A 26,243-nucleotide genomic window follows, 5' to 3' on the forward strand; every position below is an offset into this window, starting at 1 on the left:
TACAAAATATTATAGTACGATAAGAATGGAATATACGTTATTTGTTATTTATTTTCATCTATTTAAAATAAAAATAATAAAAACATTGAACAAAACCGAACTTTTGTGTTAGATTAATAACTATAATTCGTACATTTATTAAATGGCTACAGTTGAAAGGAGCAAAAAACATCATGACAGCGAAAGTAATTAAAGGAAAAGAAGTAGCGCAAGAACTGCGCGCCGCATTAAAAGAAGAGGTAGCTCAATTAAAAACAAAAGGTATCGTTCCTGGTTTAACCGTGATTTTAGTAGGAGAAAATCCTGCTTCGCAATCATATGTAAGAGCGAAAGCAAAGGCTTGTGAAGAAATCGGTGTTGCATCTGAAATTATCAAACGTGACGTAACGATTACTGAAGAAGAGCTTTTAAACGAAATCCATCACTTGAATGGAAATCCATCTGTTCATGGTATTCTTATTCAACTTCCATTACCAAAACATATTGATGAAAAGGCAGTATTAAATGCTGTATCTCCTAAAAAAGATGTAGATGGCTTCCACCCAGTAAGCGTAGGGAATATGGTTATTGGCGATGAGTGCTATTTACCATGTACACCACATGGTATCGTTGAGTTAATTAAACGTTCAGGTGAAGAAATTTCAGGTAAACATGCGGTAGTAATTGGACGAAGCAATATTGTTGGTAAACCAGTATCCATGCTGTTACTTCAAGAAAGTGCAACGGTAACAATTGCTCACTCTCGCACAAAAGATTTATCTGCTTTAACAAAACAAGCTGATATTCTTGTGTCAGCTGTAGGACAACCTAGACTTATCAAAGCAGATGATATTAAGCCGGGTGCCATTGTAATTGATGTAGGTAACACAATGGAAAATGGTAAACTCGTTGGTGATGTTGATTACGAAGCGGCTTTAGAAGTTGCAGGTTATATTACACCAGTACCAGGCGGAGTTGGTCCGATGACCATCACAATGTTATTAAAAAATACGGTAGACGCTGCTAAAACAATTAACAACGTAAAATAATAAGAAGTTAAAAAGAGGCTGAGACAAAGGTATTTTCGTTGAAGGAAGATCCGAACGAGTTTGATTCTTGATGGAGAATCAAACTCGTTCGGATCTTTTCATTGATAGAGTCAACATAGGTTTCATGTATGGAGGTGCTTCTAGCTGTTGATTGGAGGGCAAGGCGAAGATTTCCGCGGAAAGCGAAATCTTGCACGGAAATTAATAGCGGTATCAAAAGCGATCCATACTAGAGCATTTATCCAGTTTGTTCGTCTTTAGGTTGGAGTGATTTCGTTATGTCTGAATCTTTTTTTGCTTTAGTAATGGAATGAATGCTAAAAGAATAGAATGTAACAACCTGTATACAAAGAGGAGGAAGCGATGGTTACGTTACCTGCAACCGTATATTCTCAACAAATGGTGAAGAAAAAGTTAAACGTTTATTATCCAGTTGTACATTTGACTAATCAAGCTGTTCAGCACAGCATGAACAGTAAAATTTTGCAGCGCACGAATGAATTAATTCGTCAGCAGGGATATGGAGAAAATCCGGATACAGAAGAAACGGGTTACTATGAGTTGAAAACAAACGAGCGAAATGTGCTCAGCTTAACACTTGTCAATTTTGCTTATTCCGGGGGAGCGCACGGATTGACCGTGGTCGTTCCGTTAACGTTTAATGTGCTGACTGGAAAAACGTATCAACTCAAAGATCTATTTAAAAAAGACAGTAATTACGTGAGCATTCTTTCTAAAATAGTAGGAGAGCAAATAAAAGAGCGCGATATTATGGTTCTTGGAGAATATAAAGGAATTAAACCAGATCAAGATTTTTATATCGCCGATAAATCACTTGTGCTCTTTTATCAGCTGTATGACCTGGCTCCTTACGTATATGGAATTCCTCACTTTCCCATTTCTATCTATACTATTCAAGATATTATTGAAGATGAAAGTCCACTTGGACAAATGTTTGGATAAAGTTATAAAAAATTGCGGTGCGGTCGTACGTATCTTTTTAATTCGGCCGCTAACTGCTGACGAAGCGAGCGAACGCTAATTGCTTCAGCAATATCTTTTGCTACTGGAAATACCCCGACTTTAGTGATATGAACACGAAGATAACCCTCATACAAGCATCCTCGGTCCGCATGCTTGATTTTGGTGCGTACAACAGCTTCTATTTTATCGTTTTCATTGTGCAAAGGGTAAGAATCTGTAATATGAAAACGAAAAGAATATTCCTCCATCACCATCATCCTTTTTTCTATGATATGTACTAGCATACTATACAAATAGTGAATCAGAAAAAATAAATGTGTCAAAAAGACAAAGCGCAAAACAATCAAGGAAGCAGTTTCTTGCATGTAATGATCATTATTTGTGAACGATAACAGAAAAAGACAAAAAGCTGGAGTTGCGATGATAAAAATAGCATTCAAAGGATTACTTATTATTTTATCTTTATATATTCTGTATGTGGTTATAGCGGCGGTGGTTCTCTTTTATGTACCTTTAAAAACAGGAGAGGAAACGACCTCAATTAAACCGGATAGCTTTTTTGGTCACAGTGAGTCTACGGACCGGGTGAGACTTCTCGAAGATGGATATGAGGCAGGAAGAGTTCGTATTCAAATGATTCAAGAAGCTGAGAAATCGATTGATATTGCATATTACTCAATAGGAAAAGGAGAGTCAACTGATTTAATTATGGCCGCTCTTTTTAAAGCAGCTGATCGAGGCGTCTATACTCGCGTTCTTTTAGATGGGATAGCTAACGGCTTACGAGGGAATCGAAGAGGCGTGCTCTACGCATTAGCTTCACATCCTAATATTGAAGTGAAGTATTATGAACCGTTTCAATTGTTTAAACCTTGGGCGTGGCAAAATCGTATGCATGACAAAATAATGATTGTAGACGGACAGCTAGGCATAATAGGGGGACGGAATATAGGGGACAAGTATTTGGCCAACAAGCCTCCTCCAGACTTCGTCTATGATCGTGATGTCTTTATTACAAACAGCAAACATAAACAAGATAGCGTCATCGTTCAAATGCAGAATTATATAAATGAATTATGGGCTCATCCTTACACTAAAAAAGCTTTTTATCATCTCACACAGTACCAGGTCGATCAGGGAAAGAGGATGAAAGCTTTGCTGCTGCAGCAATACGGTAAAGCTAAGCAAGTAGGAGAAACGTTTGCAACTCCTAAGATTAATTGGAATGCTTCCACCGTTTCTACAAAGTGTGTTTCTTTTATTCATAATCCAATTGAACGATTTAATAAAAGACCTTTTATGTGGAAAACGCTTATTAATCTGGCAGAAGGAGCTAACCGGTCTGTTCTTATTCAAAGCCCTTATGTTGTGCCAACTAATGCGATGAGCAAGTATACAGCCATAAAAAAGAAGCGAGACGTTCAATGGACGCTACTCACAAACTCAGTTACATCTACGCCCAATGTGTTAGCTTTTTCTGGGTATATAAGTATGCGGGATACGATTATGAAGACAGGTGTAAAGCTTTACGAATACCAAGGACCTTATTCGATCCATGCAAAATCCGTAATTTATGATCAAAGACTCAGTGCCGTAGGCTCTTTTAATTTAGATTCCCGTTCTACATTTTTGAATAATGAATCAATGGTCATTATCGATAGTCAAAAATTTGCAAAAGAATTAACGATGGCGATGGAAAACAAAATAGATAAAAGTATCCTTGTTGCCAACCATAAGCGATGGATTAAATCTCCCGACGTCCAAAGGAAAGAAGAACCTGTCATGAAGCGAACCTTCCTGTACGCCCTTGCAAAAGTAACAAGGTTTTTTAAGGAATTTATTTAAACAGTGGACAGTTTACACATCACGTAAATTATCCTCTTTTATTTATTGGGAAAAATCGGTAGTATAAACATAATAAATAAAAAGGGAGGAAGGTACGTGGAAGCCGCCGTTTTAATGAAACCAGACGCAGCTTATAAAAAGGCTTATATGAGCTTTTATCATGAATGGAAAGCAAGCGGAGAAAAAATGATTCCGTGGGTAATTGCTAAAGACCCTACTCACTTTGAAGAAATGATTCAAGAGTTAATAAATGCAGAAAAAGGTATTGGATTAAAAAAAGGATATGTACCCGATTCTACCTATTGGCTAATGCATAACGAAAGAGTAATAGGCGTAGTTAATATCCGTCATGCACTAAGTGAATTGCTTCGAAATAGCGGAGGGCATATAGGTTATGGTATTCGGCCAAGCGAAAGAAAAAAAGGGTATGCAAAGCTGCTATTAAAGTTATCTCTTCAAGAGATCAGAAAGCTAGGAGTTCAACGGGCATTAGTAGTGTGCGATGATTGGAACATCGCTTCTCGTCAAACTATTTTGGCAAACGGTGGTATACAAGACGAGGATTATATAGAAGAAAACGGAGCTGTTGTTCAGCGCTTTTGGATTTATACGGATAAAATAGTATAAAAAAGAGGTGGATTTTTAAATTCACCTCTTTTATGCTTAGTCATATTGTTTTAAAGCTAATTTCAGTCGCATATAGGTATACATAGCGTATGCCTGTCTTCCTTTCAAGCTGTATGGATTTGCTTTGGAGCAAAGACAGTTAAGAAATTGCTCATCACATGAGCGGCATGAACCGTAATCTTCATAGCATAAATCGTGGTATTTACAGCAGCAGTCTACATCATTTACTGGGCATCCTGGACCACTGCATCCGGGGCCGCACCATTTATAGCCGGGGAAAAGGCAGGGCGTGGCTTTCCTTTTGTTCGGAACAGACATAATCATACATCCTTTTCAATAGTCTCTTTACAGTAAATGCAAGAAACGGAAAAGAGACAGGGACAAACACCTTGCAGCAGCAGCCTAATTTTTTAGGGCTTTCTATTTAATCGATAAATGCGTCATTCATCCGCATTAATAGTTTGCCAAACAGCTCTTTTTCTTCACTGGACCATTTCTTCAACATACTATGATAGCGTTCAAGGCGCATTTGTTTATCACTTTGCAGCATTCGTTTTCCGCGTGCTGTGATATCAAATAGACTGACGCGTCCATCCGAAGGATCAGAGGAGCGGGAAATCAGCTGTTTATTTTCTAAAGCAGCAGCTTGTCTAGAAAGAGTTGAAATGTCGAGTTTAAATGCTTCAGCTAGTTCTTTTACACGAGCTGGTCCAAATTCATCTAACTGGCGTAATAATAAATACGCTGATCTTTCTAGGTTTCCTATTTTATTTTCGGAATTATCAAGATAGACGGCTCGTCTAATAAAGGTAGTAAGTTCATATTCAATCAATTCAATTGAATTCTTTTCTTGCATCATAATCGCTCCTTACAAAATCATTCATTGACAAAGAAATATATACTTGTATAATACAAATGTATATATATAGTTGTATAGTACAAGTAAAAGTAGGTAAAGTAAAGTATGTTTATATAGTAAAATGTTAGACAACATGACAAAAGAAAGAGAGGAGGACAGCTGTTCTTTATCTGTAGGACAGTGACCTATAATGAAAGTGATACGAATTATTCTACAAATTGCGATTCTTTATGCTTTTTCTATGATTGGCGAAGCTGTTCACCATATGCTGCACCTGCCTATTCCAGGAAGTATTATAGGCTTAATCTTAATGCTTATTTGCTTAATGTGCAAAATTGTTCCCATCAAAGTGATTGAAGACGGAGCGAGTTTCTTGTTATCTTTTTTACCGCTATTATTTATACCAGCTATGGCGGGTGTGATGAATTATCCTTCGCTTCTTTCAAGCAGCGGAGCGGTTTTGTTTTTAATTATTGTACTTAGTACGATTGTTACGATGGCCGCCGCAGGGATTGCCAGCCAACTTTTAGAAAAGAAAGCGAACAAACGAAAGGAGAAACAACAGTGCAAGAATTCTTTATCGCGGTCTTTATAATCGTAGCTACAGTTGCTTTGTACCTAGTCATGGCAAAAGTATATGTACGGTTCTCCTATCCAATTCTTATTCCAGTTTTAACTACAACCATATTCGTTATTCTTCTTTTGCTTACTTTTCATGTTTCCTATGATGAGTATATGATTGGAGGCAAATGGATTAATTCACTTCTAGGACCAGCCGTTGTCGCATTAGCGTATCCACTCTATAAACAGCGTGAGATGCTGGTGAAATACAGCGTTCCTATTATTGGAGGGGTATTTGTAGGGTTATTTGCAGGTATGATTAGCGGACTTGTGTTCGCTGAAGTATTCGGCATTGATCGAAGTCTGATTTTATCCATTATTCCTAAGTCCATTACTACTCCGGTTGCGATTCAAATTGCTACGGGATTAGGGGGCGTTCCATCCATGACCGTAGTATTTGTTATGATTGCAGGTTTTTCGGGAGTAATCCTTGGACCTTTACTTTTAAAGTGGATTCGTATTAAGAGTTCTTTAGGAAAAGGCATTGCCCTAGGCAGCGCTTCTCATGCCTTAGGAACTTCTAAAGCATTTGAATACGGTGAATTAACGGTATCGATGAGTTCAGTATCAATGACTTTAAGCGCTGTACTAGGCTCGGTTTTTGGGCCTATTGTTGTCTGGTTATTCCAAGTGTAAGGTGAGGTAAAAGAAAGTGAATATAAAAAAACAATCTTGTTCCAATTGGAACAGGATTGTTTTTTTATACGAAAGCATAAGTTTTATCCGCAGCAAATTTTAAGTTGTATGCCTCTTTTTCTGGTACTATAATAAGAAGAAAGAAAATTCATAAAATAACCGCTTTTTTGTTATTTTTAGGAAGGCTAGTCAATTGTCGGATGGGTAAGAAGGCTTAGTCAAGGTTATATACGCAGTAAAAATAGCAAAAAAGAGGAGCTGAGCGTATTTTATGAAAGAGGAGCTCGTGTATATAGGAAAAAAGATTATTGAACATAAATACAACTTGTCAGAAAAATTAGCAGAACGTTTAGATGCTACACATCCTTTAAGTACAGAGGAATTAAAAGAAAAGAAAATTTTGAAGTGGCGAGTGTCCATTATGGAGTATTTTGGAAGAGTACTATTTGAAGAGCAAGAGGCTGTACTTAAACTTGTTAAAGAGTGGGCGCTTGCTACTGGTAAATATGCGGTAGAAAAAAATATTCCTTTAGAAAAAGCGCTAGGTACCTTGCCAATCTATCGCAGTGTTATTTGGGATGTATTTACAAGAGAACTAGAGGAGCATCAGTTTGCCGCAATTACTATGCTGCACGTCAGTGAGCGAATCGATCCGCTTTTAGATACGGTAACATGTATTTTTGGTCAAATTTACGATGAGCATAATCGATATATGATGAATTTAGCTTATACGTCATTAGAAGAACTTTCAGTTCCGCTTGTACCCGTTACCAAAGGCATCGCTATTATGCCGATTATTGGGGAAATTGATACTCATCGCTCGCAGGTTATTATGGAGACCTGCTTGAAAAAAGGGACAAGTCTTCAATTAGCTTATCTTATTTTGGATATTTCAGGTGTTGTAATTATCGATACAATGGTCGCAGACAATCTTTTCAAAATTCATCAAGCTCTTAAATTGGTAGGAGTGGAAGCTATTATAACGGGAATACGACCGGAAATTGCCCAAACGGTAGTGAAATTAGGAATTAATTTTAATCAAATTAAAACAGAAGCTAATTTAGAAGCAGCGCTTTTAAAAATTGGATTTAGACGTTCTGAAGAACATAGACCCACGCACCTGTCATCACGTCGCATAAAATGACAGACTATGAACATGCAGGGACACCAGAATTAGAAATGCATTTTATACACGTAACTATTCCAATTCTTTTAAAACTCGCTGTGAAATACGAATTTCAGTGGATAGGAAGTAAGTGTATAGTAAAAAAGCGGATGTTAATCAACATCCGCTTTTTTACTTAATAAATGCGATATGCCATGGTAGCACAAAAGCATAAACGAGTAAGTATACCACTATTGAATAGATAAAAAACCAGCCGTTTAAATGCATATAGCCACTTTTAATCATTCCGTATTCTATGAGTAGTGAACCAGCGCAAAAGAGAAGTGATAAAACCCATTTATTTTTAGCTGTTAAGTAAGTCAAAAATAAAACGGAAAGGGAAGGTGGAATAAATGTATAGCTTAGAATATCTCCAAGTCCTGTAACTTTTGGATCTCCCAAATCAATCACGTTAAAAACACGTGTGATGATAACATCACAAAGCCATCCAACAAATCCAACTACGCTAAACGTGATATAAAAATCTCGCCAAGTTAGCTTTCGTTTAAATAAAACAAAGGCAAGAATAAATAAACATAAACTAGCGGTAATCGGAAACCACAAACCATGTGCAGATAAGTCTAAATGCTGAATTGCTTGCTCCAACATTGTTCACCTCAAAAGGAAGAGTTAGTGTTGAAGTTAGCCTATGTTATGGAAAGTATTTTATGCATTTTCTACGCGTTGCGTGTATATTCTTCTCGCAAGATTGAATATAACTTTAAGTCTTGATGAGCTCCCTTAATAAACATGGCTTTTCGAATCGTTCCTTCATAAGACATACCGATTTTTTTCATCACTTTCTCAGATGCAGCGTTTTCAATAAAGCACCTCGCCTGAATGCGGACTAAATCCATTTCTTCAAATCCAAACGCAATTACTTTTTCAGCTGCTTCCGTAACAAATCCCTTATTCCAATATGCTTCAGAAATCGCATAGCCAATTTCCGCAATGCGATGGGTAGGGTTCCAAGTGACAAAGTCAATGGTGCCAATACATTTTTTCAAGGCTTTGATTTCCATAGCCCAAGGAGAAATGGATTGGTTGCTGTACTGTTTTAAAACGAAGGAAACAAACTCTTTTGTATCTTGAAGCTTTCGGTGCTTTTCCCAATTTACATATCTGCTTACCTTTTCATTTGAGGCATATTCAAACATGTCACGCACATCTTTTTTGGTAACTTTCCGCAAGCGGAGTCTTTCTGTTTCTAGTGTGGGTAAATTTCCGTATATATCTTTTACTTGAATCATAAAGTTGTCTCCTTTCTCAGCAAGAAGTGGATGAAGTGTTGATAATAATGTTTCATAGAAGCTGCAGCATTCCAAGAATACGCTTTCTATTTCATGTGCTTGATTCTTTAATTGTAAAATATTTCATTAGTGAGCGTAAGAGGTCAAATGGATTTTTAAAAAATAAAAATTATTTTTGCTGTTCATAATCAGTTCACAGATGCTTGTTAGACTAAAGTCAGAAATTACGAAGGAGTGAAATGAAACACATGAACAGTGAAGTGAAAGAAGAACGAACTTCAAATAAAAAAAGAATAGACTTATTTTTAGTTCCAATCGTTTTAATTGCAGCGTTTTTGAACTTATTTAAAATTTGGACAGATGAATACGCCAACGCTTATTACACGGCAGCTGTCAAAAGTATGCTTCAAAGTTTTCATAATTTCTTTTACGCATCTTTTGATCCAGGAGGCTACGTAACGATTGATAAGCCGCCGGTTGTGTTTTGGATTCAGACAATTAGCGCCAAAATATTTGGATTTCACGGGTGGAGCGTCATTTTACCGCAAGCCTTAGCGGGCATCGGTTCAGTCCTTTTACTATACGTACTCATAAAACGTACGTTTGGCGTATGGGCTGGGAGGTTTGCTGCTCTTGCCATGGCCCTGACGCCAATCGTACCGGCGGTAAGCCGAACAAATAATATCGATAGTATGCTTGTATTTACATTATTATTAGCAACATGGATGTTGTTTCGTGCTGTGCGTACGGTTAAATTTGGCTGGGTGTTAGCGGCTTTTGCGATGATTGGTGTTGCATTTAACATGAAAATGCTTCAAGCATACATGGTTTTACCAGCATTTTATGTTTTCTATGTAGTGGCAACCAAAATCACGTGGAAAAAGAAAATTGCTTTCTTAACAACAGCAACTGCACTGATGCTTGCCGTTTCTGTCTCATGGGCAGTTGTAGTAGATTCAACTTCTGCTGATAAGCGACCTTATATGGGAAGCAGTCAAACAAATTCAGTTCTAGAGCTTGCTTTTGGATATAACGGTATCAATCGTTTAACTGGAAATACAAGCGTGACGGGAAGCAGTCATAAACAGCCTGCTCAAACTGAGCAGCAAACAGCAAGCAGTGAAACAAAACAAAATAGTAATTCAAGTGCTGATTCTTCACAAAGCTCAAATCAAAGAAAGAGCAGCTTTTCTCAAAAGATGCAGGCTCCAGGCGGAGGGAATCAAAACGGAATGTTTAACACGGGGAATCCTGGTCCCTTCCGACTATTCCAAAAAGGTTTATCAGATCAAATCAGCTGGTTATTACCATTTGTAATCTTTTCAATCGTGGGTTTATTTGCCGGAGTAAAATTTAAAGGGCCTTACACGGCAAAACAAAAAGAAAGTTTATTTTGGTTAGCGTGGCTGCTACCAGTAGCGGTCTTCTTTAGTATCGCAGGATTTTTCCATCAGTATTATTTAATTATGCTGGCACCTCCAATCGCTGCATTTGCCGGAGCGGGAGCAGTAGCTTTATGGAGCATGTACAAACAGCATAATGACTGGAAATCATGGCTGCTACCAGGTGGTATTTTAACGACAGCAGCACTTCAAGTATATATTATGTCTCCTTATGTCAGCTCAATCGGCGTAGCGCCAATTGCAGGTGTAGGAGCACTGGGCGTCATTTTAGCTCTTGTTTTAGCTATTCGTAAACAGCGTAAAAATTCGTTGACGAACTACCTAGGAGCCGCAGCGATGGTTGTCTTACTTGCGATGCCGGCGTACTGGGCGATGACACCAATTATTTATGGTGGAAATAGCATGCTTCCATCAGCAGGTCCTGATTCTTCAAGCGGTATGGGAGGACCTCCAAGCACAGCTACAAATAGCAAACAGTCTGGCTTTAACGGCATGCAACCTCCAGGAATCTCTAGCGGCAATTCATCATCGAACAATCAAATGCAGCCGCCAAGCGGTTCATCGAACGGCGGTCAAATGCCGGGCGGTTCGTCCAATAATGGTCAAATGCAGCCGCCAAGCGGTTCTTCAAACAGTGGTCAAATGCAAATGCCAGGCGGTTCATCCAATAATAGTCAAATGCCAAATAGCTTTTCAAGCAAATCATCATCTTCAAAACGAAAAAGTGGAGGGATGAACGCAGAAGTAAACCAAAAGCTACTAAACTATTTAACAAAAAATAATACAGGTGAAAAATATTTATTTGCCACAACGGATTCAACTTCAGCTGCGCCTTACATTATCAAAACGGGCAAGCCAGTAATGGCAATGGGTGGATTTAGCGGTTCAGATCCAATTTTAACGGTAAGTAAATTAAAAGCCATGATTAAAAAAGGTGAAGTGAAATATTTCTACTTGTCTGGAATGGGCAAGGGAGGTCAATCTGACGTTATCACGTGGATTAAAGAAAATAGTAAGGAGATTCCTTCTTCCAAGTGGCAGTCTACTTCATCAAGTGCTCAGCAAGGGCCATCTGGAAACGGAACACTATACGAAATAACGCTTAAATAAGGAGGGCATGAACATGAGTTCCATTGTTAAATATTCTATTGTTGTTCCTGTCTACAACGAAGAAGAAGTGATTCATGAAACCTACCGCCGTCTCACAGAAGTGATGCGTTCAACGAAAGAAGCTTACGAGCTTCTTTTCGTGAACGACGGCAGTAAAGATCGAACAGCAGAAATCATTAAAGAGTACAGTGAGCAAGACCCAGCGGTTGTTTTATTAGATTTTGCCCGTAACTTTGGTCATCAAATTGCTATTACAGCTGGTATGGATTATGCAAGAGGAGAGGCGGTCGTTGTGATTGATGCTGATTTGCAAGATCCGCCCGAATTGATTTTAGAGATGATTGAAAAATGGAAGCAAGGGTTTGACGTTGTATATGCTAAGCGTACAAAGCGAAAAGGAGAAACATACTTTAAAAAACAAACGGCTGCTATGTTTTATCGCTTCTTACGTGCGATGACCGATATTGATATTCCGCTTGATACAGGGGATTTCCGTTTGCTAGATCGCAAAGTGTGCGATCAAATGAATAGCATTCAAGAAAAAAATCGCTTTGTTCGCGGATTAGTAAGCTGGGTTGGCTTTAAGCAAATAGCAGTAGAATATGAGCGAGACGAGCGTTTGGCCGGGGAGTCGAAATACCCTTTGAAAAAGATGCTGAAGCTTTCAATGGATGGCATTACATCTTTTTCCTATAAACCGCTAAAGCTAGCTAGCTATGCTGGTGTAACTCTATCTGGTATCGGTTTTATTTATCTTTTAGTGGTGATGTATTTGAAGTTATTTACAGACAGCACCATCACCGGGTGGTCGTCATTAATTGTCATTCAGCTATTCTTTAGCGGCATCATTTTAATTATTCTTGGGATGATTGGAGAATATATTGGCCGCATCTACGATGAAACAAAAAATCGTCCACTCTATATCGTCCGTGAAAAGTATCAGCTTGAAACACGCGAGGAAGTATCACTTCGTGACTAACAAATGGATATCTTTTATTAAATTTGCGTTAGTAGGAGTTGTAAATACACTGATTGATTTTGTAGTATACGCACTTTTAACAACAATCGGTGTTAACTACATACTAGCGCAGTGGATTTCATACAGTGTGGGCATTTTAAACAGTTATGTCATGAATCGCAAATGGACGTTTGAGAGAAAAGAAAAAAGCAGTAAGCGTGAAGTGATTTCATTTGTGATCGTAAATTTGATCACTTTATCCCTAACATCATTTCTGTTGACTGTTCTATATAATAAATGGGGTATACCGCTGCTAATCAGTAAACTTTTAATTACAATCGCAAGTGTCGGTATCAACTTTATTGGTACTAAACTATTTGTATTTACTACTAAAAAAGAAAGAGGGATTCATATATGACGATAAAAAAAGCAGTTATTCCAGTAGGCGGTTTAGGAACTCGATTTTTGCCAGCGACAAAAGCGCAGCCGAAAGAAATGCTGCCAATTGTCGATAAGCCTGCTGTACAATATATTGTAGAAGAAGCTGTGAAATCAGGCATTGAAAGTATTATTTTTATTACAGGACGAAACAAAAAATCAATTGAAGACCATTTTGATAAATCAATTGAGTTAGAGCAAATGCTTGAAGAAAAACACAAGTTTGACATGTTAAAAGAAGTACAAACGATCTCATCAATGGCCAGCATTCACTATATTCGTCAAAAAGAGCCGTTAGGACTCGGTCATGCTATTCTTTGTGCTGAGCAGTTTATTGGAGATGAGCCGTTTGCCGTTCTTCTTGGAGATGATATTATGACTTCTGAAGAACCTGCGCTCAAACAGATGATCCAAGCGTATGAAACGACTAATCAATCAGTTATCGGAGTTCAAAAAGTGGATGTTGAAGAGGTATCGAAATACGGAATCATTCAGCCAAAAAATAAATCCGGCAGCCTTCATGAAGTGAGTGACTTGATCGAAAAACCATCGATAGAACAAGCTCCGTCAACTATTGCCGTTATGGGCCGCTACATTTTAAACCCTTCTATTTTTTCTTATCTAAAAACCATTGAAAGAGGGGTAGGAAATGAATTACAATTAACAGATGCACTGCGTGTAGTATGTGAAAAAGAGCGGCTGTTTGCTCTTGAACTGGAAGGACAGCGCTTTGACATTGGAGATAAGATAGGCTATATGAAAGCAATGGTAGAAGTGGCGTTAAAGCGTAAAGATTTACGTCAAACGTTTTTATCGTATTTGGAAGGAATTGTAGAAAAAGAACGAGCAAACAACTTCAGCTAATAAGAGTTAATCAGTTTGTTCATATTCAGTTCATATTTGAAGTATAAAATCATTGTATGATCTTATGTGGCTCTCTGTTTACGATAAACAGAGAGCTTACTGTGCGTAAAAGCTGGACAAACTTAGGAATAAGGAGAGACATGTATGATTCAAATATTAGTTGCAGATGATGATCAACATATTCGAGAGCTGATATCATTATATTTAGAAAATCAAGGATTTAAAATTATAAAAGCAGCAGATGGTGAAGAAGCGTGGGCGAAAATGGAAGAGTTTCGAATTGATCTAGCGGTCGTTGATATCATGATGCCATTTAAAGACGGATGGGAACTAACAAAGGAAATTAAGGAGTATTTTGATATACCGGTTTTAATGGTAACAGCTAGAGGCGAATCGCATGATAAGCTAAAAGGATTTGATATCGGAACAGACGACTATGTCGTGAAACCTTTTGATCCTCAGGAAATGGTTGCTCGTGTAAAGGCTCTTTTACGCAGGTATCGAGTAGAAGCTAACAATGTAATCTATATGGGGAATATAAAACTAGACCGTACCAAATTAGAGATGAGTGCAGGAGAAACAAGCGAACAGCTGCCGTTAAAAGAGTTTGAATTACTGTTCACGTTAGTTAGTTCTCCAGGAAAGATTTTTACTCGTGATCAGCTTATTCAATTAATTTGGGGATATGATTATGAAGGCGATGAGCGCACGGTAGACGTTCACATAAAACGTCTGCGAGAGAGGCTTAATCATATGAAAAACGTCGGTATGGAAATCAAAACAATTCGCGGACTAGGCTATAGAGCAGAAGGGTGTTAACGTGAAATCAATTTATGTAAAGCTGGTTCTGTCGTTCATCATTACAATTTTATTGAGCGTTGTGATTACCGTTGTCGTCACGACGTTTCTTAGCAAGCAGAAGCTCGAAATGCGATTAGGTCAGGATATGGTGAAGATGGGAGAAGATTTTATCGATTTGTACGGAGCAGAAGACTCCGACAAAGCTGCAAGGTTTTTATCTAATTCATCATTCATTCATTTTTCGTTTATTATTATTGATGATCAGCATGAAGAAAAAGTATTAGGACAGCCAGGACCGCCTATTCCAATTACACCGCAAGAAGTAGATCAAGTATTAGACGGGAAGCGTTATTCTAATTTAAACGAGGAGAAAGGTGATCGTCCACAGCCAAACGTAGTGGGTCTTCCTTTTAAAGAAAATGGACGGTCGTATGCTCTATTTATTCAGTCACATCCACAGCGGCAATTTTCAGTTATTCAAGATGTTCAAAATATCCAGCTTATTACAATTTTATTAGTAGGTATTGTATTATTTGCATATGTTTCAACGATTATTATTAAACCGATTAAGCGTCTCAGTACAGCGATGAAAGTTGTCGGACAAGGCGAATACAATGTGCAAGTCGAGCACGCGACAAATGATGAAATTGGTTTGTTAACTAAAAACTTTAATCAAATGACTAAAGAATTAAACAAAATAGAAACGATGAGGCAAGAGTTCATTGCTAGCGTTTCGCATGAGATTCAATCACCGCTGACCTCTATTCGTGGTTTTTCAGCGGCACTTAAAGATGATATCGTCAGTGAAGATAAAAAGATACAATATTTAACGATTATTGAAAAAGAAAGTACAAGACTTTCTCAGCTTAGTTCCAATTTGCTAAAGCTTGCTTCTCTAGACTCTGAACATCAAACGCTAACGCTGCAGCAATACCGGTTAGATGAACAAATCAGGCATGTGGTCATGGCTTTAGAACCTCAGTGGACAAAAAAGAACATAGAAATTGACCTTGATTTATCCAATGTTCAAATGGAAGCAGATAAAGATTTGTTGGAGCAAGTTTGGCTGAATTTAGTAACAAATGCTATTAAATATACGCCTGAAAATGGATTGGTGAAAATATCCATTCATCAAAAAAACGAAGAGATAGACGTGGAAATAAAGGATAATGGAATTGGTATTGCCGAAGAAGATCAAAAATATATTTTTGAAAGCTTTTATAAAGTAGATAAATCCAGAACGTTAAAAGGAAGCGGCCTCGGTCTAGCCATTACAAAAAAAATTGTTCGGCTGCATGAGGGCGCAATACGTGTTGAAAGCAAAAAAGAACAAGGAAGCATTTTTACGGTAACCCTGCCTATCCAAAAAAATAGGACTAAAAAAGACTCGTCTGTGTAAGTTCATGCAGATGAGTCTTTTTTATTAGGTCAAAGATATAAAAAAATTTAATAATATCTATTTATTTTTTTAATCCCTACTTGACATATAGGTAAAGTGTAAATAATATAGATAGTATAAATCTTTTGAAAAAATTGGGATGCTAAAGAAGCTGATCGGTCAACCGAAGGCTCATACTTGTTCGCTACTAGTGTGGGCCTTTTCTGTACATTGGTTGTGGTCATTAAAATCTCAATCTTCAACTGAACATATGGGGAGGATTACCATGTATTTATCTTCTGCACATTATACAAGTACTTATAGATGTTGTTCGCTTTGTTTATTCAACTGCAACTAAAATATAAATTTATCTATGAATAGGAGAATGATAAAATGGCTTCAATTACACAAGAAAAATTAGATTATATTGTTAAATTACTAACTGAAATCAACTATGGATCTGTACTAATTACTCTTCACGACGGACAAATTACTCAAGTGGACAGCACGGAAAAAAACCGCTTTTTAGCTAAAAGCAAAGTAGCAAGCCACAAATAAGCCTATTTAAATACGTATTTAGAGAAACTGAAGGGACAGCCTAGCTAGCGAATGCTTGACGGCGGGGCAAGCAAGTACTTTATTAAATATAGAAAACGTGCGTATTCGAAGAAAAATTGACTTTTTTTCCGGTCAAAGATTTAGAATTTTTTGAATTAAAATTATAGGTTGTACGAGTATGACGATGAGAAGTGTAAAGCTGCTAAAGCAGCAGCTTTATACTTTTTAAAATTATGAAAATCTGACAGTTTCATTCCTGTGCTGACCGGATTACCGAAGGCTTCTGACCTGTGTTAGAAGTCTTTTTTTTATTCTTAAATTAATATAATAGGAGGAGAAAAGATGGAAAATTTATTACGAGCAGCGGTGCGGCAAAGAAAACAATACCTCATTGAAGAGTTACTGAAAAAAGGGATTTACAAAAAAGAAAACCATCATCTTTTTGAACTCACACTCTCTGACTTAGAAAAAGAGTATCAGGCACGCAGTAAATAAGGAAAACACGTAAAAAGAACTAAAATAAGTGTAAAAAAGATTAAAAACCTAGTTGACTAATAGGTAAAGTGTGTTTATTATAAAAACAAGAATAAATTGTCTTTTCAGAAAGTATCTTCTTTTTATTCTTACGAATAAATTTAATAAGAATAATTTAAGAGCATATACGCTGATCAGACTAGCTGAAGGCTGCTTCTCTTTTCAAAGAGATAGCAGCCTCTTTGTATTTTTTTATAAAAAGGGGAGTAAAACATGAAGAAAAAAGCAGTTCAGTTTTTAATGGTGCTAACAGCATTGCTCGTCGTGCTAGCAGGTTGCGGCAATGGGAAATCTACTGAAACAGCAGGGAAAGATAGTTCTGTGAGTAAAAACGATTCAAAAAAATCAGTAGAGCTTTTAAACGTTTCATATGATCCTACACGTGAGCTTTATCAGGAGTTCAATAAGAGCTTTGCATCTTATTGGAAAGATAAAACAGGGCAAGACGTTACTATCAAGCAATCACACGGTGGCTCTGGTAAGCAAGGCCGAGCAGTTATTGACGGTTTGGAAGCGGATGTAGTAACGCTGGCGCTTGCTTACGATATTGATGAAATCGCTCAAACTCGCCAATTATTAAACAAAGACTGGGAAAAAGAATTGGCTCATAATTCTACACCATACACATCAACAATTGTTTTTTTAGTTCGTAAAGGAAATCCAAAGGGAATTAAAGATTGGGATGATTTAACGAAAAAAGGTACATCCGTTATTACGCCAAATCCAAAAACTTCTGGAGGCGCACGCTGGAATTATTTAGCAGCTTGGGCATACGCGAAGAATAAATATAACGGAGATAACAAAAAGATTGAAGACTTCATGAGTAAACTTTATGGAAATGTCGAAGTGTTAGACTCAGGCGCACGCGGAGCGACAACTACGTTTGTAGAACGGGGCATTGGAGACGTGTTAATTGCATGGGAAAATGAAGCTTACTTATCGTTAAATGAGCTAGGAAAAGATAAATTTGAAATTGTAACACCGTCATTGAGTATTTTAGCAGAACCGCCTGTTGCTGTAGTAGATAAAGTAGCTGAAAAGAAAGGCACAACAAAGGTAGCAAAAGCATACTTGAAATATCTATATACAGAAAAAGGTCAGGAAATCGCAGCGGAAAACTACTATCGTCCTCGAAATGAAAAAGTATTAGAGAAACACAAAGATCAATTTCCTTCTCTTAACCTAGTCACCATTAAAGATTTTGGCGGCTGGAAAAAAGCTCAAGAAACTCATTTTAACGATGGAGGAACATTCGATCAGATTTATCAGCCAAAGTAATATGATGCATTAAAAAAAGTAAATGAGGAAGATACGAATGGTAATTCGTATCTTCTGTGTACATGTATCTTGAAAGCAGAGAGAGGTGTAAGACGTGAGCGTGTTACAACGACAGAAGAAAAAGAAAAGCATCTTACCTGGATTTGGGCTTTCTTTAGGTTTTACGATGTTTTATGCAAGTATCCTTGTGCTTTTTCCGTTAGCTATGATTTTTTTAAATACGGCATCTATGGGATGGAGCGACTTTATTAAAACTGTTACAGACTCTAGAGTAGTAGCATCATATAAATTAAGTTTTGGAGCAGCATTTGCAGCAGGCATTATTAATGTTATTTTTGGAACCATTATTGCATGGGTATTAGTGAGATATCATTTTCCTGGAAAGAGGTTTATTGATGGACTTGTAGATTTGCCGTTTGCTTTACCAACGGCTGTTGCCGGCATTGCCTTGACCACTCTTTACGTCCCAAAAGGATGGATTGGTCAATTATTTACGTTTAAAATCGCATTTACGCCTATCGGAATTATTATCGCTCTGACATTTATTGGTCTGCCGTTTGTTGTCCGAATGGTGCAGCCAGTATTGCAAAACTTTAATGCAGAGATTGAAGAAGCATCTGCTAGTTTAGGAGCCAGCCGAATGCAAACGTTCAGAAAAGTTATTTTTCCAGAGCTGGTGCCTGCTATTTTAACAGGCTTTTCTCTTTCATTCGCAAGAGCGCTTGGAGAATACGGGTCAGTTGTTTTTATTGCTGGAAATATGCCGATGAAAACTGAAATTACGCCGCTTATTATTATGACAAAACTCGAGCAGTACGATTATGCGGGCGCTACTGCTATTGCATCAGTCATGCTCGTTGTATCATTTTTTCTGTTATTACTTATTAATATTATTCAATGGTGGACAAATCGTAAATTTGTACATAGTTAAGGAGGGATGGCATTGGCAGGACATGTTCCAATGCAGCATGCAAAAACGAATGTGGAACTTAATCATTCTAGTTTAAAAGAGCCCAAAGTCGTCCGATGGCTGCTTACATTTATTGCGCTGGCTTTTTTAGCTCTATTCTTAGTGCTTCCGCTCATCACCATTTTTATGACAGCTTTTCAAAAAGGGTGGGAAACGTATCTAGCTGCGATTACGAATCCGGATGCTTTGGCTGCTATTAAACTAACGTTAATCGTTGTGCTTATTACCGTTCCTTTAAATGCCGTTTTTGGCGTAGTAGCTGCATGGTTAATTACGAAGTTTGATTTTAAAGGGAAAAATCTTTTAATTACGCTTATTGATTTACCGTTTGCCGTTTCGCCTGTTATTGCTGGATTGGTTTTTATTTTATTATTTGGTGCACAAGGGTTATTCGGAGAATGGCTGTTTAATCAAGATATTAAAATTGTATTTGCTATTCCCGGTATTATTTTAGCTACGCTTTTTGTAACGCTGCCGTTTGTTGCTAAAGAATTAATTCCACTTATGCAAGCTCAAGGATCAGCAGAAGAAGAAGCATCGTTAACGTTAGGAGCCAGCGGTTTCAAAACTTTTTTTCTAGTGACGTTACCTAATATTAAATGGGGCTTATTATATGGCATTATTTTATGTAATGCGCGGGCGATTGGGGAGTTTGGAGCTGTTTCCGTTGTGTCTGGGCACATTCGAGGAATGACAAATACGATGCCTCTTCATATTGAAATTCTCTACAATGAATATCAATTTGCAGCCGCATTTGCGGTAGCTTCTTTAATGTCAGTTTTAGCTATTTTTACCTTAATTGTGAAAAACATTATCGAGTGGAAAGCCAAGCATATTTAAATAGGAAGGAGCTTATGAGATGAGTATCCATATTAAGCACGTATCAAAGAACTTTGGTGATTTTAAAGCGCTGGATTCTATTAACATTGATATTCAAACGGGTGAATTAGTAGCTTTACTCGGTCCGTCCGGTTCTGGAAAAACATCTTTGCTTCGCATCATTGCCGGTCTTGAACACCTTGATCAAGGAGCTATTTTATTTGATGGAAAGGAAATTACGCACGTAAATCCAAAGGAGCGGAATGTAGGGTTTGTTTTTCAACACTATGCTTTGTTCAGACATATGACTGTATTTGATAACGTTGCGTATGGTTTAAAAGTACGACCTAAAAAAACACGACCTTCTAAAGCGGACATTAACAAGAAAGTAGCCGAGCTGCTGCAGCTTGTGAAACTAGAGCCGCTTGCAAATCGCTATCCCTCTCAATTATCCGGCGGACAGCGGCAGCGAGTGGCGCTTGCTCGAGCGTTAGCAGTGGAACCTAAAGTACTGCTATTAGACGAACCTTTTGGAGCTTTGGATGCAAAAGTTCGCAAAGATTTGCGCAGGTGGCTGCGTAAATTGCATAATGACTTTCATATTACGAGTATATTCGTTACGCATGATCAAGAAGAAGCTTTAGATGTGGCCGATCGTATTGTTGTGATGAACAACGGAAAAATTGAGCAGATTGGAAGTCCTGAGGAAGTATATGATCATCCTAACAGTCCGTTTGTGTACGATTTTTTAGGGAACGTCAATTTATTCAAGGGCCGCATTCATAAAGGCAGACTAAAACAAGGAAGCTTTGAAATGGATGTTCCAGAATTTAGCGGAAGAAATGAAGAAGCAGCTGTTGGTTATGTGCGACCTCATGATATTCACCTTGAAAAGGTAAACACAAGCGCAGATGCCGTTTCTGCAACCGTTAGCCATATTCATGTGATAGGACCTATCGTGCAAATTGAATTAAAAAGAGAAGATGCAGAAGAATTTTTAGAAGCTGAATTAAGCAAAGAGCATTATAAAACACTCAGCCTTCAAGTCGGAGATCAGGTGTATGTAAAGCCTAAGCAGCTAAAAGTATTTATTCCAGAAGATTATTCTATTTGATAAAAAGCGTAAAGGGTATGCCTTTGCGCTTTTTATCTAACAATAAATTAGTACCAGATATTAAAGGCAGATGTTATAATTAAGTATCAACTGATTTGAGGTGGAGAAATGATACAATCAAAAGCTAGAATCACGGGAATGGGGATATATACACCAAAGCAAAAATTAACGAATGACCATTTAAAAGAAATGGTTGATACAAGTGACGAATGGATTGTACAGCGTACGGGAATGAAAGAACGACGAATTGCAGGAGAAGGCGAATACACGTCCACGCTTGCCATTCAAGCCGTTGAAAATTTGCTTAACCGATATGATGTAAAAATAGAAGATGTAGATGCAATTATTGTTTCGACAACAACGCCTGATCACTTTTTTCCTAGCGTAGCATGTCAGGTTCAAGATTACTTTCATATTGATCAAGCTGCTGCATTTGATTTAAGTGCCGCATGCGCCGGTTTTACATATGGACTTCATGTGGCGAACGGCTTAGTGACGTCGGGATTGCATAAAAAGATTTTAGTTATTGGTGCCGAAGTAATGTCGAGAATTACAGATTATACGGACCGTGCAACATGCGTGCTGTTCGGTGACGGAGCGGGAGCGATGCTTGTAGAATACGACGAGCATAACCCAAGTTTCTTAGGATGTCACTACGGAACGGACGGGAGCGGAGGGGGAAATTTATATCGTTCTAATTTATCTAATACTCTTTCAGGAAAAGAAATTAACTCGAGTGGAAATTTAGTTCAAAACGGACGTGAAGTATATCGCTTTGCTGTACGAACGATTCCAAAAGGAGTAGAAGCATTATTAAAGGATACTTCCATTTCTCTTTCTGATGTAAATTGGTTTATTCCGCACAGTGCAAACCTTCGAATGATCGAAGCTATTTGTGCTAAAACAGATGTTTCAATGGATAAAACGTTAACGAGTGTGCAATACTGCGGAAATACATCTTCAGCTTCTATTCCGCTTGCTTTAAACGAAGGAATAATGACAGGAAAAGTACAGGATAATGACCTCCTTATTCTCTATGGGTTTGGAGGAGGATTAACGCACTGCGGTCTGTTAATCAAATGGACGTGTAAAGAAAAAAGCTAAAAGGCGTCGCCTTTTAGCTTTTTTCTTTTTCATTACAGAGCTTTTTATTGTCGTTATAAGAAAGTTTTTTCTTTTTATAACAGCAGGTTTACTGTATTTTCAGCGCAAACATATATAATAGAAAAAACCCGCTTTTTTATAGCGGGTTTTCAGCTGGCTTTTGGAATGGTAAAACCTACTCCAAAGACGTCGCGCACATCGTGGACGACCACAAAAGCCTGTTCGTCAACTTTATGAATAATGCGCTTCAACTCCAGAAGTTCTTGTTTGTTCACAACGACGTACAATACGTCTTTTGCTTCTTTTGTATAGCTTCCATGAGCAGAAAAGACGGTGACTCCGCGCTCCATCTTTTTATTGACTTGTTCGGCTACTTCAGCTGAACGGTGTGAAATAATGGTGATTGCTTTGCGAGGGTTGAGTCCTTCAATGATATAATCAAGCACCTTTGTTCCGATGTAAAGAGAAATAACCGTATACATCGTCTTTTCTCCACCGATAACAAAATAAGCGCTTGCTACAACTAATAAGTCAATTGCCAGCATCGTTTTGCTAATATTCCAGTCTAGATATTGATTAGCTAAACGGGCAATAACTGCAGAGCCTCCGGAAGTTCCGCCTCCTCTAAACACAAGTCCAAGTCCTACACCAGCTAAAATACCAGCAAAAATAGCCCCCAGTAACGTATCGTCAAGAGGATTTCCCAGTCCTTCAGTTATATGTAGGAATAGAGACGTGAAAATAATACATATAATTGTGTAAGCAATAACACGTTTGTGAAGCAGTTTGTATCCGATCAGTACCAGCAAACCGTTTAATATAAAGTTTGTGATACCGGGAGACCAGCCTAATACATAATAGGTAATCATTGTTACACCGGTTACACCGCCTTCAGCTAATTCATTTGGAATGGCAAAGTAATTAATGGCCAGTGCAAAAATGAGGCTCCCTAGAATAATGAGGATAATTTCTTTTATTTTATTAATCATGAACGTTACCTCCAATCATCAAAAACTCCGAAAACACAGTCATGACAATGTATTATACCAACTCTAGAGACCGAATTAAAGATGGGATATTATTATTTTTTTAAAAATCAGTTTCTGCTATTAACATAAAATCTTTTGACAGTTTTTATGGAGTATGAAAAAATGAATTGTTTGCTTTTATTTTGATTAAAAAGTTTTGCAATGAGAATGTTCGTTCGGTAAAATAGAAGCAAGAGTCAAGGGGGAGAATGAACGTGTATCAAGATGAACTAAAACAGTATGCAAAGTTAGTAATGCCCGAGCATTTAGAGAAGATGAAGAAAATGTACAGTCCCGAGGCGCATAAGCAGTCTTTAGGGTTGAAAAAAGAAAAGATTGAGCATATTGAAAATGTCATTATGAACAGTTACTCGGAGCATCATCCAGTAACGCTTCACGTCTATGAAGCAGGACATATTCAAAGGTATGAACGAGTGACGATTGATAAAGTCTCGCTGCAGTCGAATACGCTGATGGTTACAGGCCCTTGTTATACATATTCGATTCGAGCGGATGCAGTAATTGAAGCAGATGTATGGAAAGATGAAAGCTACTCTAGCTAAGAGTAGCTTTTTTGTTCGTTTTGTATCTTTTTTTTAACGCATGCATACAATACATAAAAGCATATTCTGCGAGTAGTAACTTCTAGCTACTAGGAAATTTTAATTAAAGAAGGGATTATTGTATGCAAAATGAAAAAACTCAAGTAAGAGAAATCGAATTAACGCAGTTCATTAAAAAAAGACTCGTTCGTTTTATCTCAAGTTTAGCTATTTCTTCTGCCCTTGCTTCCATATTATATATGCTTCTGTTTTTATTTAAATGATGGGTCACTTTGAGTTGTCCAAAAAGGTGGACAACTTTTTTTGTGTGTAGGCTTTTATGAAATCAGGATAAGCTATACTCGATTCAGTCAGAAAAATTCAATCGGTCAAGAAATAGTCAAAAACAGTCATAGCTAATTGAGTAGAAGAAAACCTTTACATATAATGAGAAAAGTAGACAAATTCTTGAATTACCAGCATATTTCCTTTTGTACGAACTATTATTAAACCAAATACAAATCTAATTATTCGTTCAAAAAACTTTATTTTGTAATTAAAAAAATGAATGTTTTTGATTTTTTATGATTGATTTTGAATGTAAACCGTGATAAAGTAAGTACATGAAATAAATGAAAACGCTTTTTTGAAAAAGGAGCTAGAACATGTTAACGCCGGAGAGACATCAACTAATCTTAAAACTTTTAAAAGAGAAAGAACTTGTAAAAGTGCAAGAGTTTATCGAAGTTACAGGCGCTTCGGAATCCACCATTAGAAGAGACTTAAGTCAACTAGAAGAAGAGCAAATGCTCAAACGTGTTCACGGTGGCGCTTCGCTTATTCGCAGTAAACGAATCGAACTGAGCGTTATCGAAAAATCTGCTAAAAATGTTCAAGATAAACGAAACATTGCAGAGTATGCGGCTTCCATTATAAATGAAGGTGACTGTATTTTTTTAGATGCAGGAACTACAACGTATGAAATGATTCCTTTTTTAAAGCAAAAAGATGTAGTTGTCGTGACAAATGGTTTAATGCATTTAAACCCGATGCTAGAACAAGGTATCACCCTCTATTTAATTGGGGGATCTGTTAAACATAAAACGGGCGCTTTAATTGGCAATGGAGCTCTTTTAAGTCTTGAGCAATATCGTTTTGATAAGTGCTTTATGGGAGCGAATGGAATTCATCATCAATATGGATATACAACTCCTGATCCAGAAGAAGCATTGATCAAGCAAACGGCAATGAAGCTGTCTAGAGAATCTTATATTTTATCAGATTCCACTAAGTTTTTTGAAACAAGCTTTGCGAAAATAGCCGATTTACATGAAGCAAAAATTATAACAAATGACGTACCTAGCGATGTACTTATACAGTATGCAAACAAAACAGACATAAAGGTTGTGAAATCATGATTTATACATGTACGTTGAACCCATCCGTTGATTACGTAGTACATGTTTCAGCATTCGAAGAAGGCGGGCTTAACCGCACAACGAATGAAGCCAAGTTTCCAGGAGGAAAAGGCATTAACGTCTCTCGCGTTTTAAAGCGATTAGGTGTTGATAATAAAGCCCTCGGTTTTGTAGCCGGCTTTACAGGAACCTATATCGAAGACTACTTAAAAGCGGAGAATATCGAAACAGCTTTTACAAGAGTTGAGGGAGATACCCGTATTAACGTAAAGTTAAAAACAGAAAAAGAAACAGAAATTAACGGTCAAGGACCTGCTATTACAGACGAAGCGCTTCAGTCTTTATTGACTCAAGTAAAACAAATGACTGAAGGCGATATCTTCGTATTAGCGGGGAGTATACCGAAAACGCTTCCAAGTTCTGTGTATAAAACGTTAACTGAACTAGCAGCAGCGAACGGAGTAAAAGTTGTAGTAGATGCAAGTGGAAAAACTTTGCTAGACGTCGTGTCCCACAAGCCGTTTTTTATCAAACCCAATCATCATGAACTTGCAGAATTGTTTGATGTAGAAGTAAACAGTGCAGAAGATGCGCTAGTGTACGGTAAGAAGCTCGTGGAACAAGGAGCGCAAAACGTCGTTGTGTCTATGGCAGGTGATGGAGCACTTCTTATTAACGAAAGCGGTGTCTACAGTGCCACAGTCCCTAAAGGAACGGTAAAAAATTCTGTTGGAGCTGGCGATTCACTTGTAGCTGGATTTATTGCTTCTTATGTAAAACAAGGAGATTTATTAGAAGCTTTTCAAACAGGAGTAGCTTCAGGAAGTGCCACAGCATTCTCACTTGAATTATGTACAGCAGAAGATGTAAAGACGCTTCGTGAACAAGTGTCAATCACAAAGGTAGAGTAG

At 37.6% G+C, this 26,243-nt stretch carries 30 protein-coding genes; 24 read left to right on the top strand and 6 right to left on the bottom strand.

Annotated features, from left to right (window positions below):
* Nucleotides 1-173: 173 nt before the first annotated feature.
* Both folD and MKY06_RS10795 read left to right on the top strand, forming a co-directional pair.
* Complete coding sequence (gene folD / locus MKY06_RS10790) at nucleotides 174-1,028, top strand: bifunctional methylenetetrahydrofolate dehydrogenase/methenyltetrahydrofolate cyclohydrolase FolD (protein WP_013056807.1); 855 nt, start codon at nucleotides 174-176, stop codon at nucleotides 1,026-1,028.
* A 363-nt stretch (nucleotides 1,029-1,391) separates the two neighbouring features.
* On the top strand, nucleotides 1,392-1,991 hold the full coding sequence (locus MKY06_RS10795; protein WP_013056809.1) for a DUF3298 and DUF4163 domain-containing protein: 600 nt from the start codon (nucleotides 1,392-1,394) through the stop codon (nucleotides 1,989-1,991).
* A 2-nt stretch (nucleotides 1,992-1,993) separates the two neighbouring features.
* Here the strand turns inward: MKY06_RS10795 and MKY06_RS10800 are convergent, their stop codons facing one another.
* Nucleotides 1,994-2,260 (bottom strand): hypothetical protein, encoded by a 267-nt coding sequence (locus tag MKY06_RS10800; protein ID WP_029321458.1) that lies wholly within the window; start codon nucleotides 2,258-2,260, stop codon nucleotides 1,994-1,996.
* A 172-nt stretch (nucleotides 2,261-2,432) separates the two neighbouring features.
* Here MKY06_RS10800 and MKY06_RS10805 point away from each other — a divergent pair, with 172 nt between their 5' ends.
* Both MKY06_RS10805 and MKY06_RS10810 read left to right on the top strand, forming a co-directional pair.
* Complete coding sequence (locus tag MKY06_RS10805; protein ID WP_029321460.1) at nucleotides 2,433-3,857, top strand: phospholipase D-like domain-containing protein; 1,425 nt, start codon at nucleotides 2,433-2,435, stop codon at nucleotides 3,855-3,857.
* A gap of 114 nt (nucleotides 3,858-3,971) precedes the next feature.
* Nucleotides 3,972-4,484: a GNAT family N-acetyltransferase gene (locus MKY06_RS10810; protein WP_035439130.1), complete on the top strand. Its 513-nt coding sequence runs from the start codon at nucleotides 3,972-3,974 to the stop codon at nucleotides 4,482-4,484.
* Between the two features lie 36 nt (nucleotides 4,485-4,520).
* Here MKY06_RS10810 and MKY06_RS10815 read toward each other — a convergent pair whose 3' ends face one another.
* Both MKY06_RS10815 and MKY06_RS10820 read right to left on the bottom strand, forming a co-directional pair.
* Complete coding sequence (locus MKY06_RS10815; RefSeq protein WP_306430524.1) at nucleotides 4,521-4,808, bottom strand: phospholipase; 288 nt, start codon at nucleotides 4,806-4,808, stop codon at nucleotides 4,521-4,523.
* Between the two features lie 100 nt (nucleotides 4,809-4,908).
* A complete protein-coding gene (locus MKY06_RS10820; RefSeq protein WP_029321464.1) occupies nucleotides 4,909-5,340 on the bottom strand; it encodes a MarR family winged helix-turn-helix transcriptional regulator in 432 nt (143 codons plus the stop codon).
* Nucleotides 5,341-5,533: 193 nt separating this feature from the next.
* Here MKY06_RS10820 and MKY06_RS10825 point away from each other — a divergent pair, with 193 nt between their 5' ends.
* The 3 genes from MKY06_RS10825 (at nucleotide 5,534) to MKY06_RS10835 (ending at nucleotide 7,744) form a co-directional block, all read left to right on the top strand.
* Nucleotides 5,534-5,938, top strand: a complete 405-nt coding sequence (locus MKY06_RS10825) for a CidA/LrgA family protein (RefSeq protein WP_013056813.1) — start codon at nucleotides 5,534-5,536, stop codon at nucleotides 5,936-5,938.
* A 29-nt stretch (nucleotides 5,939-5,967) separates the two neighbouring features.
* A complete protein-coding gene (locus MKY06_RS10830; protein WP_236019619.1) occupies nucleotides 5,968-6,600 on the top strand; it encodes an LrgB family protein in 633 nt (210 codons plus the stop codon).
* A 271-nt stretch (nucleotides 6,601-6,871) separates the two neighbouring features.
* On the top strand, nucleotides 6,872-7,744 hold the full coding sequence (locus MKY06_RS10835; protein ID WP_013056815.1) for an STAS domain-containing protein: 873 nt from the start codon (nucleotides 6,872-6,874) through the stop codon (nucleotides 7,742-7,744).
* A gap of 153 nt (nucleotides 7,745-7,897) precedes the next feature.
* On the opposite strand, the gene MKY06_RS10840 is transcribed toward MKY06_RS10835, so the two are convergent.
* On the bottom strand, nucleotides 7,898-8,374 hold the full coding sequence (locus MKY06_RS10840) for a hypothetical protein (protein ID WP_029321467.1): 477 nt from the start codon (nucleotides 8,372-8,374) through the stop codon (nucleotides 7,898-7,900).
* 68 nt (nucleotides 8,375-8,442) lie between these two features.
* Nucleotides 8,443-9,015 carry a GNAT family N-acetyltransferase gene (locus MKY06_RS10845; RefSeq protein WP_013056817.1) on the bottom strand — a complete coding sequence of 191 codons (573 nt, stop codon included), beginning with the start codon at nucleotides 9,013-9,015 and terminating at the stop codon, nucleotides 8,443-8,445.
* Nucleotides 9,016-9,254: 239 nt separating this feature from the next.
* On the opposite strand from MKY06_RS10845, the gene MKY06_RS10850 reads away from it, so the two are divergent.
* From MKY06_RS10850 to MKY06_RS10910, 13 genes are all read left to right on the top strand, one after another.
* Nucleotides 9,255-11,528: a glycosyltransferase family 39 protein gene (locus tag MKY06_RS10850; RefSeq protein WP_029321471.1), complete on the top strand. Its 2,274-nt coding sequence runs from the start codon at nucleotides 9,255-9,257 to the stop codon at nucleotides 11,526-11,528.
* 13 nt (nucleotides 11,529-11,541) lie between these two features.
* Entirely contained in the window at nucleotides 11,542-12,507 is a 966-nt protein-coding gene (locus MKY06_RS10855; RefSeq protein ID WP_029321473.1) for a glycosyltransferase family 2 protein, read from the top strand.
* A complete protein-coding gene (locus MKY06_RS10860) occupies nucleotides 12,500-12,904 on the top strand; it encodes a GtrA family protein (protein WP_013056820.1) in 405 nt (134 codons plus the stop codon). The genes MKY06_RS10855 and MKY06_RS10860 overlap by 8 nt, the downstream gene beginning before the upstream one ends.
* On the top strand, nucleotides 12,901-13,788 hold the full coding sequence (galU, locus tag MKY06_RS10865; RefSeq protein ID WP_013056821.1) for a UTP--glucose-1-phosphate uridylyltransferase GalU: 888 nt from the start codon (nucleotides 12,901-12,903) through the stop codon (nucleotides 13,786-13,788). The genes MKY06_RS10860 and galU overlap by 4 nt, the downstream gene beginning before the upstream one ends.
* Before the next feature lie 144 nt (nucleotides 13,789-13,932).
* Complete coding sequence (locus tag MKY06_RS10870) at nucleotides 13,933-14,607, top strand: response regulator transcription factor (RefSeq protein WP_013056822.1); 675 nt, start codon at nucleotides 13,933-13,935, stop codon at nucleotides 14,605-14,607.
* Between the two features lies 1 nt (nucleotide 14,608).
* Nucleotides 14,609-15,988 (top strand): sensor histidine kinase, encoded by a 1,380-nt coding sequence (locus tag MKY06_RS10875; protein ID WP_078081758.1) that lies wholly within the window; start codon nucleotides 14,609-14,611, stop codon nucleotides 15,986-15,988.
* 372 nt (nucleotides 15,989-16,360) lie between these two features.
* Complete coding sequence (locus tag MKY06_RS10880; RefSeq protein ID WP_013056824.1) at nucleotides 16,361-16,525, top strand: YezD family protein; 165 nt, start codon at nucleotides 16,361-16,363, stop codon at nucleotides 16,523-16,525.
* Between the two features lie 342 nt (nucleotides 16,526-16,867).
* Complete coding sequence (locus MKY06_RS10885; RefSeq protein WP_013056825.1) at nucleotides 16,868-17,020, top strand: Fur-regulated basic protein FbpA; 153 nt, start codon at nucleotides 16,868-16,870, stop codon at nucleotides 17,018-17,020.
* A 252-nt stretch (nucleotides 17,021-17,272) separates the two neighbouring features.
* The gene (locus MKY06_RS10890; RefSeq protein ID WP_013056826.1) at nucleotides 17,273-18,337 is read left to right on the top strand and encodes a sulfate ABC transporter substrate-binding protein; all 1,065 of its coding nucleotides are present in this window, start codon (nucleotides 17,273-17,275) and stop codon (nucleotides 18,335-18,337) included.
* Between the two features lie 94 nt (nucleotides 18,338-18,431).
* A complete protein-coding gene (cysT, locus tag MKY06_RS10895; RefSeq protein WP_013082952.1) occupies nucleotides 18,432-19,268 on the top strand; it encodes a sulfate ABC transporter permease subunit CysT in 837 nt (278 codons plus the stop codon).
* A gap of 12 nt (nucleotides 19,269-19,280) precedes the next feature.
* Nucleotides 19,281-20,147, top strand: coding sequence for a sulfate ABC transporter permease subunit CysW (gene cysW, locus MKY06_RS10900; protein ID WP_029321493.1), 867 nt, complete (start codon nucleotides 19,281-19,283; stop codon nucleotides 20,145-20,147).
* A gap of 19 nt (nucleotides 20,148-20,166) precedes the next feature.
* Nucleotides 20,167-21,240 carry a sulfate/molybdate ABC transporter ATP-binding protein gene (locus MKY06_RS10905; protein WP_013056829.1) on the top strand — a complete coding sequence of 358 codons (1,074 nt, stop codon included), beginning with the start codon at nucleotides 20,167-20,169 and terminating at the stop codon, nucleotides 21,238-21,240.
* A 108-nt stretch (nucleotides 21,241-21,348) separates the two neighbouring features.
* The gene (locus tag MKY06_RS10910; protein WP_035438927.1) at nucleotides 21,349-22,344 is read left to right on the top strand and encodes a ketoacyl-ACP synthase III; all 996 of its coding nucleotides are present in this window, start codon (nucleotides 21,349-21,351) and stop codon (nucleotides 22,342-22,344) included.
* 149 nt (nucleotides 22,345-22,493) lie between these two features.
* Here MKY06_RS10910 and MKY06_RS10915 read toward each other — a convergent pair whose 3' ends face one another.
* Nucleotides 22,494-23,333 (bottom strand): YitT family protein, encoded by an 840-nt coding sequence (locus MKY06_RS10915; protein WP_013056831.1) that lies wholly within the window; start codon nucleotides 23,331-23,333, stop codon nucleotides 22,494-22,496.
* 248 nt (nucleotides 23,334-23,581) lie between these two features.
* On the opposite strand from MKY06_RS10915, the gene MKY06_RS10920 reads away from it, so the two are divergent.
* The 4 genes from MKY06_RS10920 to pfkB all read left to right on the top strand — a co-directional run bounded on the left by MKY06_RS10920 (nucleotide 23,582) and on the right by pfkB (nucleotide 26,243).
* Nucleotides 23,582-23,935, top strand: a complete 354-nt coding sequence (locus tag MKY06_RS10920) for a YolD-like family protein (protein WP_033578844.1) — start codon at nucleotides 23,582-23,584, stop codon at nucleotides 23,933-23,935.
* Between the two features lie 122 nt (nucleotides 23,936-24,057).
* Nucleotides 24,058-24,198: a hypothetical protein gene (locus tag MKY06_RS10925; RefSeq protein WP_013056833.1), complete on the top strand. Its 141-nt coding sequence runs from the start codon at nucleotides 24,058-24,060 to the stop codon at nucleotides 24,196-24,198.
* A gap of 381 nt (nucleotides 24,199-24,579) precedes the next feature.
* Nucleotides 24,580-25,332 (top strand): DeoR/GlpR family DNA-binding transcription regulator, encoded by a 753-nt coding sequence (locus MKY06_RS10930; RefSeq protein WP_013056834.1) that lies wholly within the window; start codon nucleotides 24,580-24,582, stop codon nucleotides 25,330-25,332.
* Nucleotides 25,329-26,243, top strand: coding sequence for a 1-phosphofructokinase (gene pfkB / locus MKY06_RS10935; RefSeq protein WP_078081760.1), 915 nt, complete (start codon nucleotides 25,329-25,331; stop codon nucleotides 26,241-26,243). The genes MKY06_RS10930 and pfkB overlap by 4 nt, the downstream gene beginning before the upstream one ends.

This window comes from Priestia sp. FSL P4-0332 (assembly GCF_038005845.1).
Taxonomy (GTDB): Bacteria; Bacillota; Bacilli; order Bacillales; family Bacillaceae_H; genus Priestia.

What these genes read in the sequence shown, in the direction of transcription:
- folD (WP_013056807.1), top strand. Translation starts at nt 174, where the DNA reads ATGACAGCGAAAGTAATTAAAGGAAAAGAAGTAGCGCAAGAACTGCGC.
- MKY06_RS10795 (WP_013056809.1), top strand. Translation starts at nt 1,392, where the DNA reads ATGGTTACGTTACCTGCAACCGTATATTCTCAACAAATGGTGAAGAAA.
- MKY06_RS10800 (WP_029321458.1), bottom strand. Translation starts at nt 2,260, where the DNA reads ATGGAGGAATATTCTTTTCGTTTTCATATTACAGATTCTTACCCTTTG.
- MKY06_RS10805 (WP_029321460.1), top strand. Translation starts at nt 2,433, where the DNA reads ATGATAAAAATAGCATTCAAAGGATTACTTATTATTTTATCTTTATAT.
- MKY06_RS10810 (WP_035439130.1), top strand. Translation starts at nt 3,972, where the DNA reads ATGAAACCAGACGCAGCTTATAAAAAGGCTTATATGAGCTTTTATCAT.
- MKY06_RS10815 (WP_306430524.1), bottom strand. Translation starts at nt 4,808, where the DNA reads ATGATTATGTCTGTTCCGAACAAAAGGAAAGCCACGCCCTGCCTTTTC.
- MKY06_RS10820 (WP_029321464.1), bottom strand. Translation starts at nt 5,340, where the DNA reads ATGCAAGAAAAGAATTCAATTGAATTGATTGAATATGAACTTACTACC.
- MKY06_RS10825 (WP_013056813.1), top strand. Translation starts at nt 5,534, where the DNA reads ATGAAAGTGATACGAATTATTCTACAAATTGCGATTCTTTATGCTTTT.
- MKY06_RS10830 (WP_236019619.1), top strand. Translation starts at nt 5,968, where the DNA reads ATGGCAAAAGTATATGTACGGTTCTCCTATCCAATTCTTATTCCAGTT.
- MKY06_RS10835 (WP_013056815.1), top strand. Translation starts at nt 6,872, where the DNA reads ATGAAAGAGGAGCTCGTGTATATAGGAAAAAAGATTATTGAACATAAA.
- MKY06_RS10840 (WP_029321467.1), bottom strand. Translation starts at nt 8,374, where the DNA reads ATGTTGGAGCAAGCAATTCAGCATTTAGACTTATCTGCACATGGTTTG.
- MKY06_RS10845 (WP_013056817.1), bottom strand. Translation starts at nt 9,015, where the DNA reads ATGATTCAAGTAAAAGATATATACGGAAATTTACCCACACTAGAAACA.
- MKY06_RS10850 (WP_029321471.1), top strand. Translation starts at nt 9,255, where the DNA reads ATGAAACACATGAACAGTGAAGTGAAAGAAGAACGAACTTCAAATAAA.
- MKY06_RS10855 (WP_029321473.1), top strand. Translation starts at nt 11,542, where the DNA reads ATGAGTTCCATTGTTAAATATTCTATTGTTGTTCCTGTCTACAACGAA.
- galU (WP_013056821.1), top strand. Translation starts at nt 12,901, where the DNA reads ATGACGATAAAAAAAGCAGTTATTCCAGTAGGCGGTTTAGGAACTCGA.
- MKY06_RS10870 (WP_013056822.1), top strand. Translation starts at nt 13,933, where the DNA reads ATGATTCAAATATTAGTTGCAGATGATGATCAACATATTCGAGAGCTG.
- MKY06_RS10880 (WP_013056824.1), top strand. Translation starts at nt 16,361, where the DNA reads ATGGCTTCAATTACACAAGAAAAATTAGATTATATTGTTAAATTACTA.
- MKY06_RS10885 (WP_013056825.1), top strand. Translation starts at nt 16,868, where the DNA reads ATGGAAAATTTATTACGAGCAGCGGTGCGGCAAAGAAAACAATACCTC.
- MKY06_RS10890 (WP_013056826.1), top strand. Translation starts at nt 17,273, where the DNA reads ATGAAGAAAAAAGCAGTTCAGTTTTTAATGGTGCTAACAGCATTGCTC.
- MKY06_RS10905 (WP_013056829.1), top strand. Translation starts at nt 20,167, where the DNA reads ATGAGTATCCATATTAAGCACGTATCAAAGAACTTTGGTGATTTTAAA.
- MKY06_RS10910 (WP_035438927.1), top strand. Translation starts at nt 21,349, where the DNA reads ATGATACAATCAAAAGCTAGAATCACGGGAATGGGGATATATACACCA.
- MKY06_RS10915 (WP_013056831.1), bottom strand. Translation starts at nt 23,333, where the DNA reads ATGATTAATAAAATAAAAGAAATTATCCTCATTATTCTAGGGAGCCTC.
- MKY06_RS10920 (WP_033578844.1), top strand. Translation starts at nt 23,582, where the DNA reads ATGAACGTGTATCAAGATGAACTAAAACAGTATGCAAAGTTAGTAATG.
- MKY06_RS10925 (WP_013056833.1), top strand. Translation starts at nt 24,058, where the DNA reads ATGCAAAATGAAAAAACTCAAGTAAGAGAAATCGAATTAACGCAGTTC.
- MKY06_RS10930 (WP_013056834.1), top strand. Translation starts at nt 24,580, where the DNA reads ATGTTAACGCCGGAGAGACATCAACTAATCTTAAAACTTTTAAAAGAG.
- pfkB (WP_078081760.1), top strand. Translation starts at nt 25,329, where the DNA reads ATGATTTATACATGTACGTTGAACCCATCCGTTGATTACGTAGTACAT.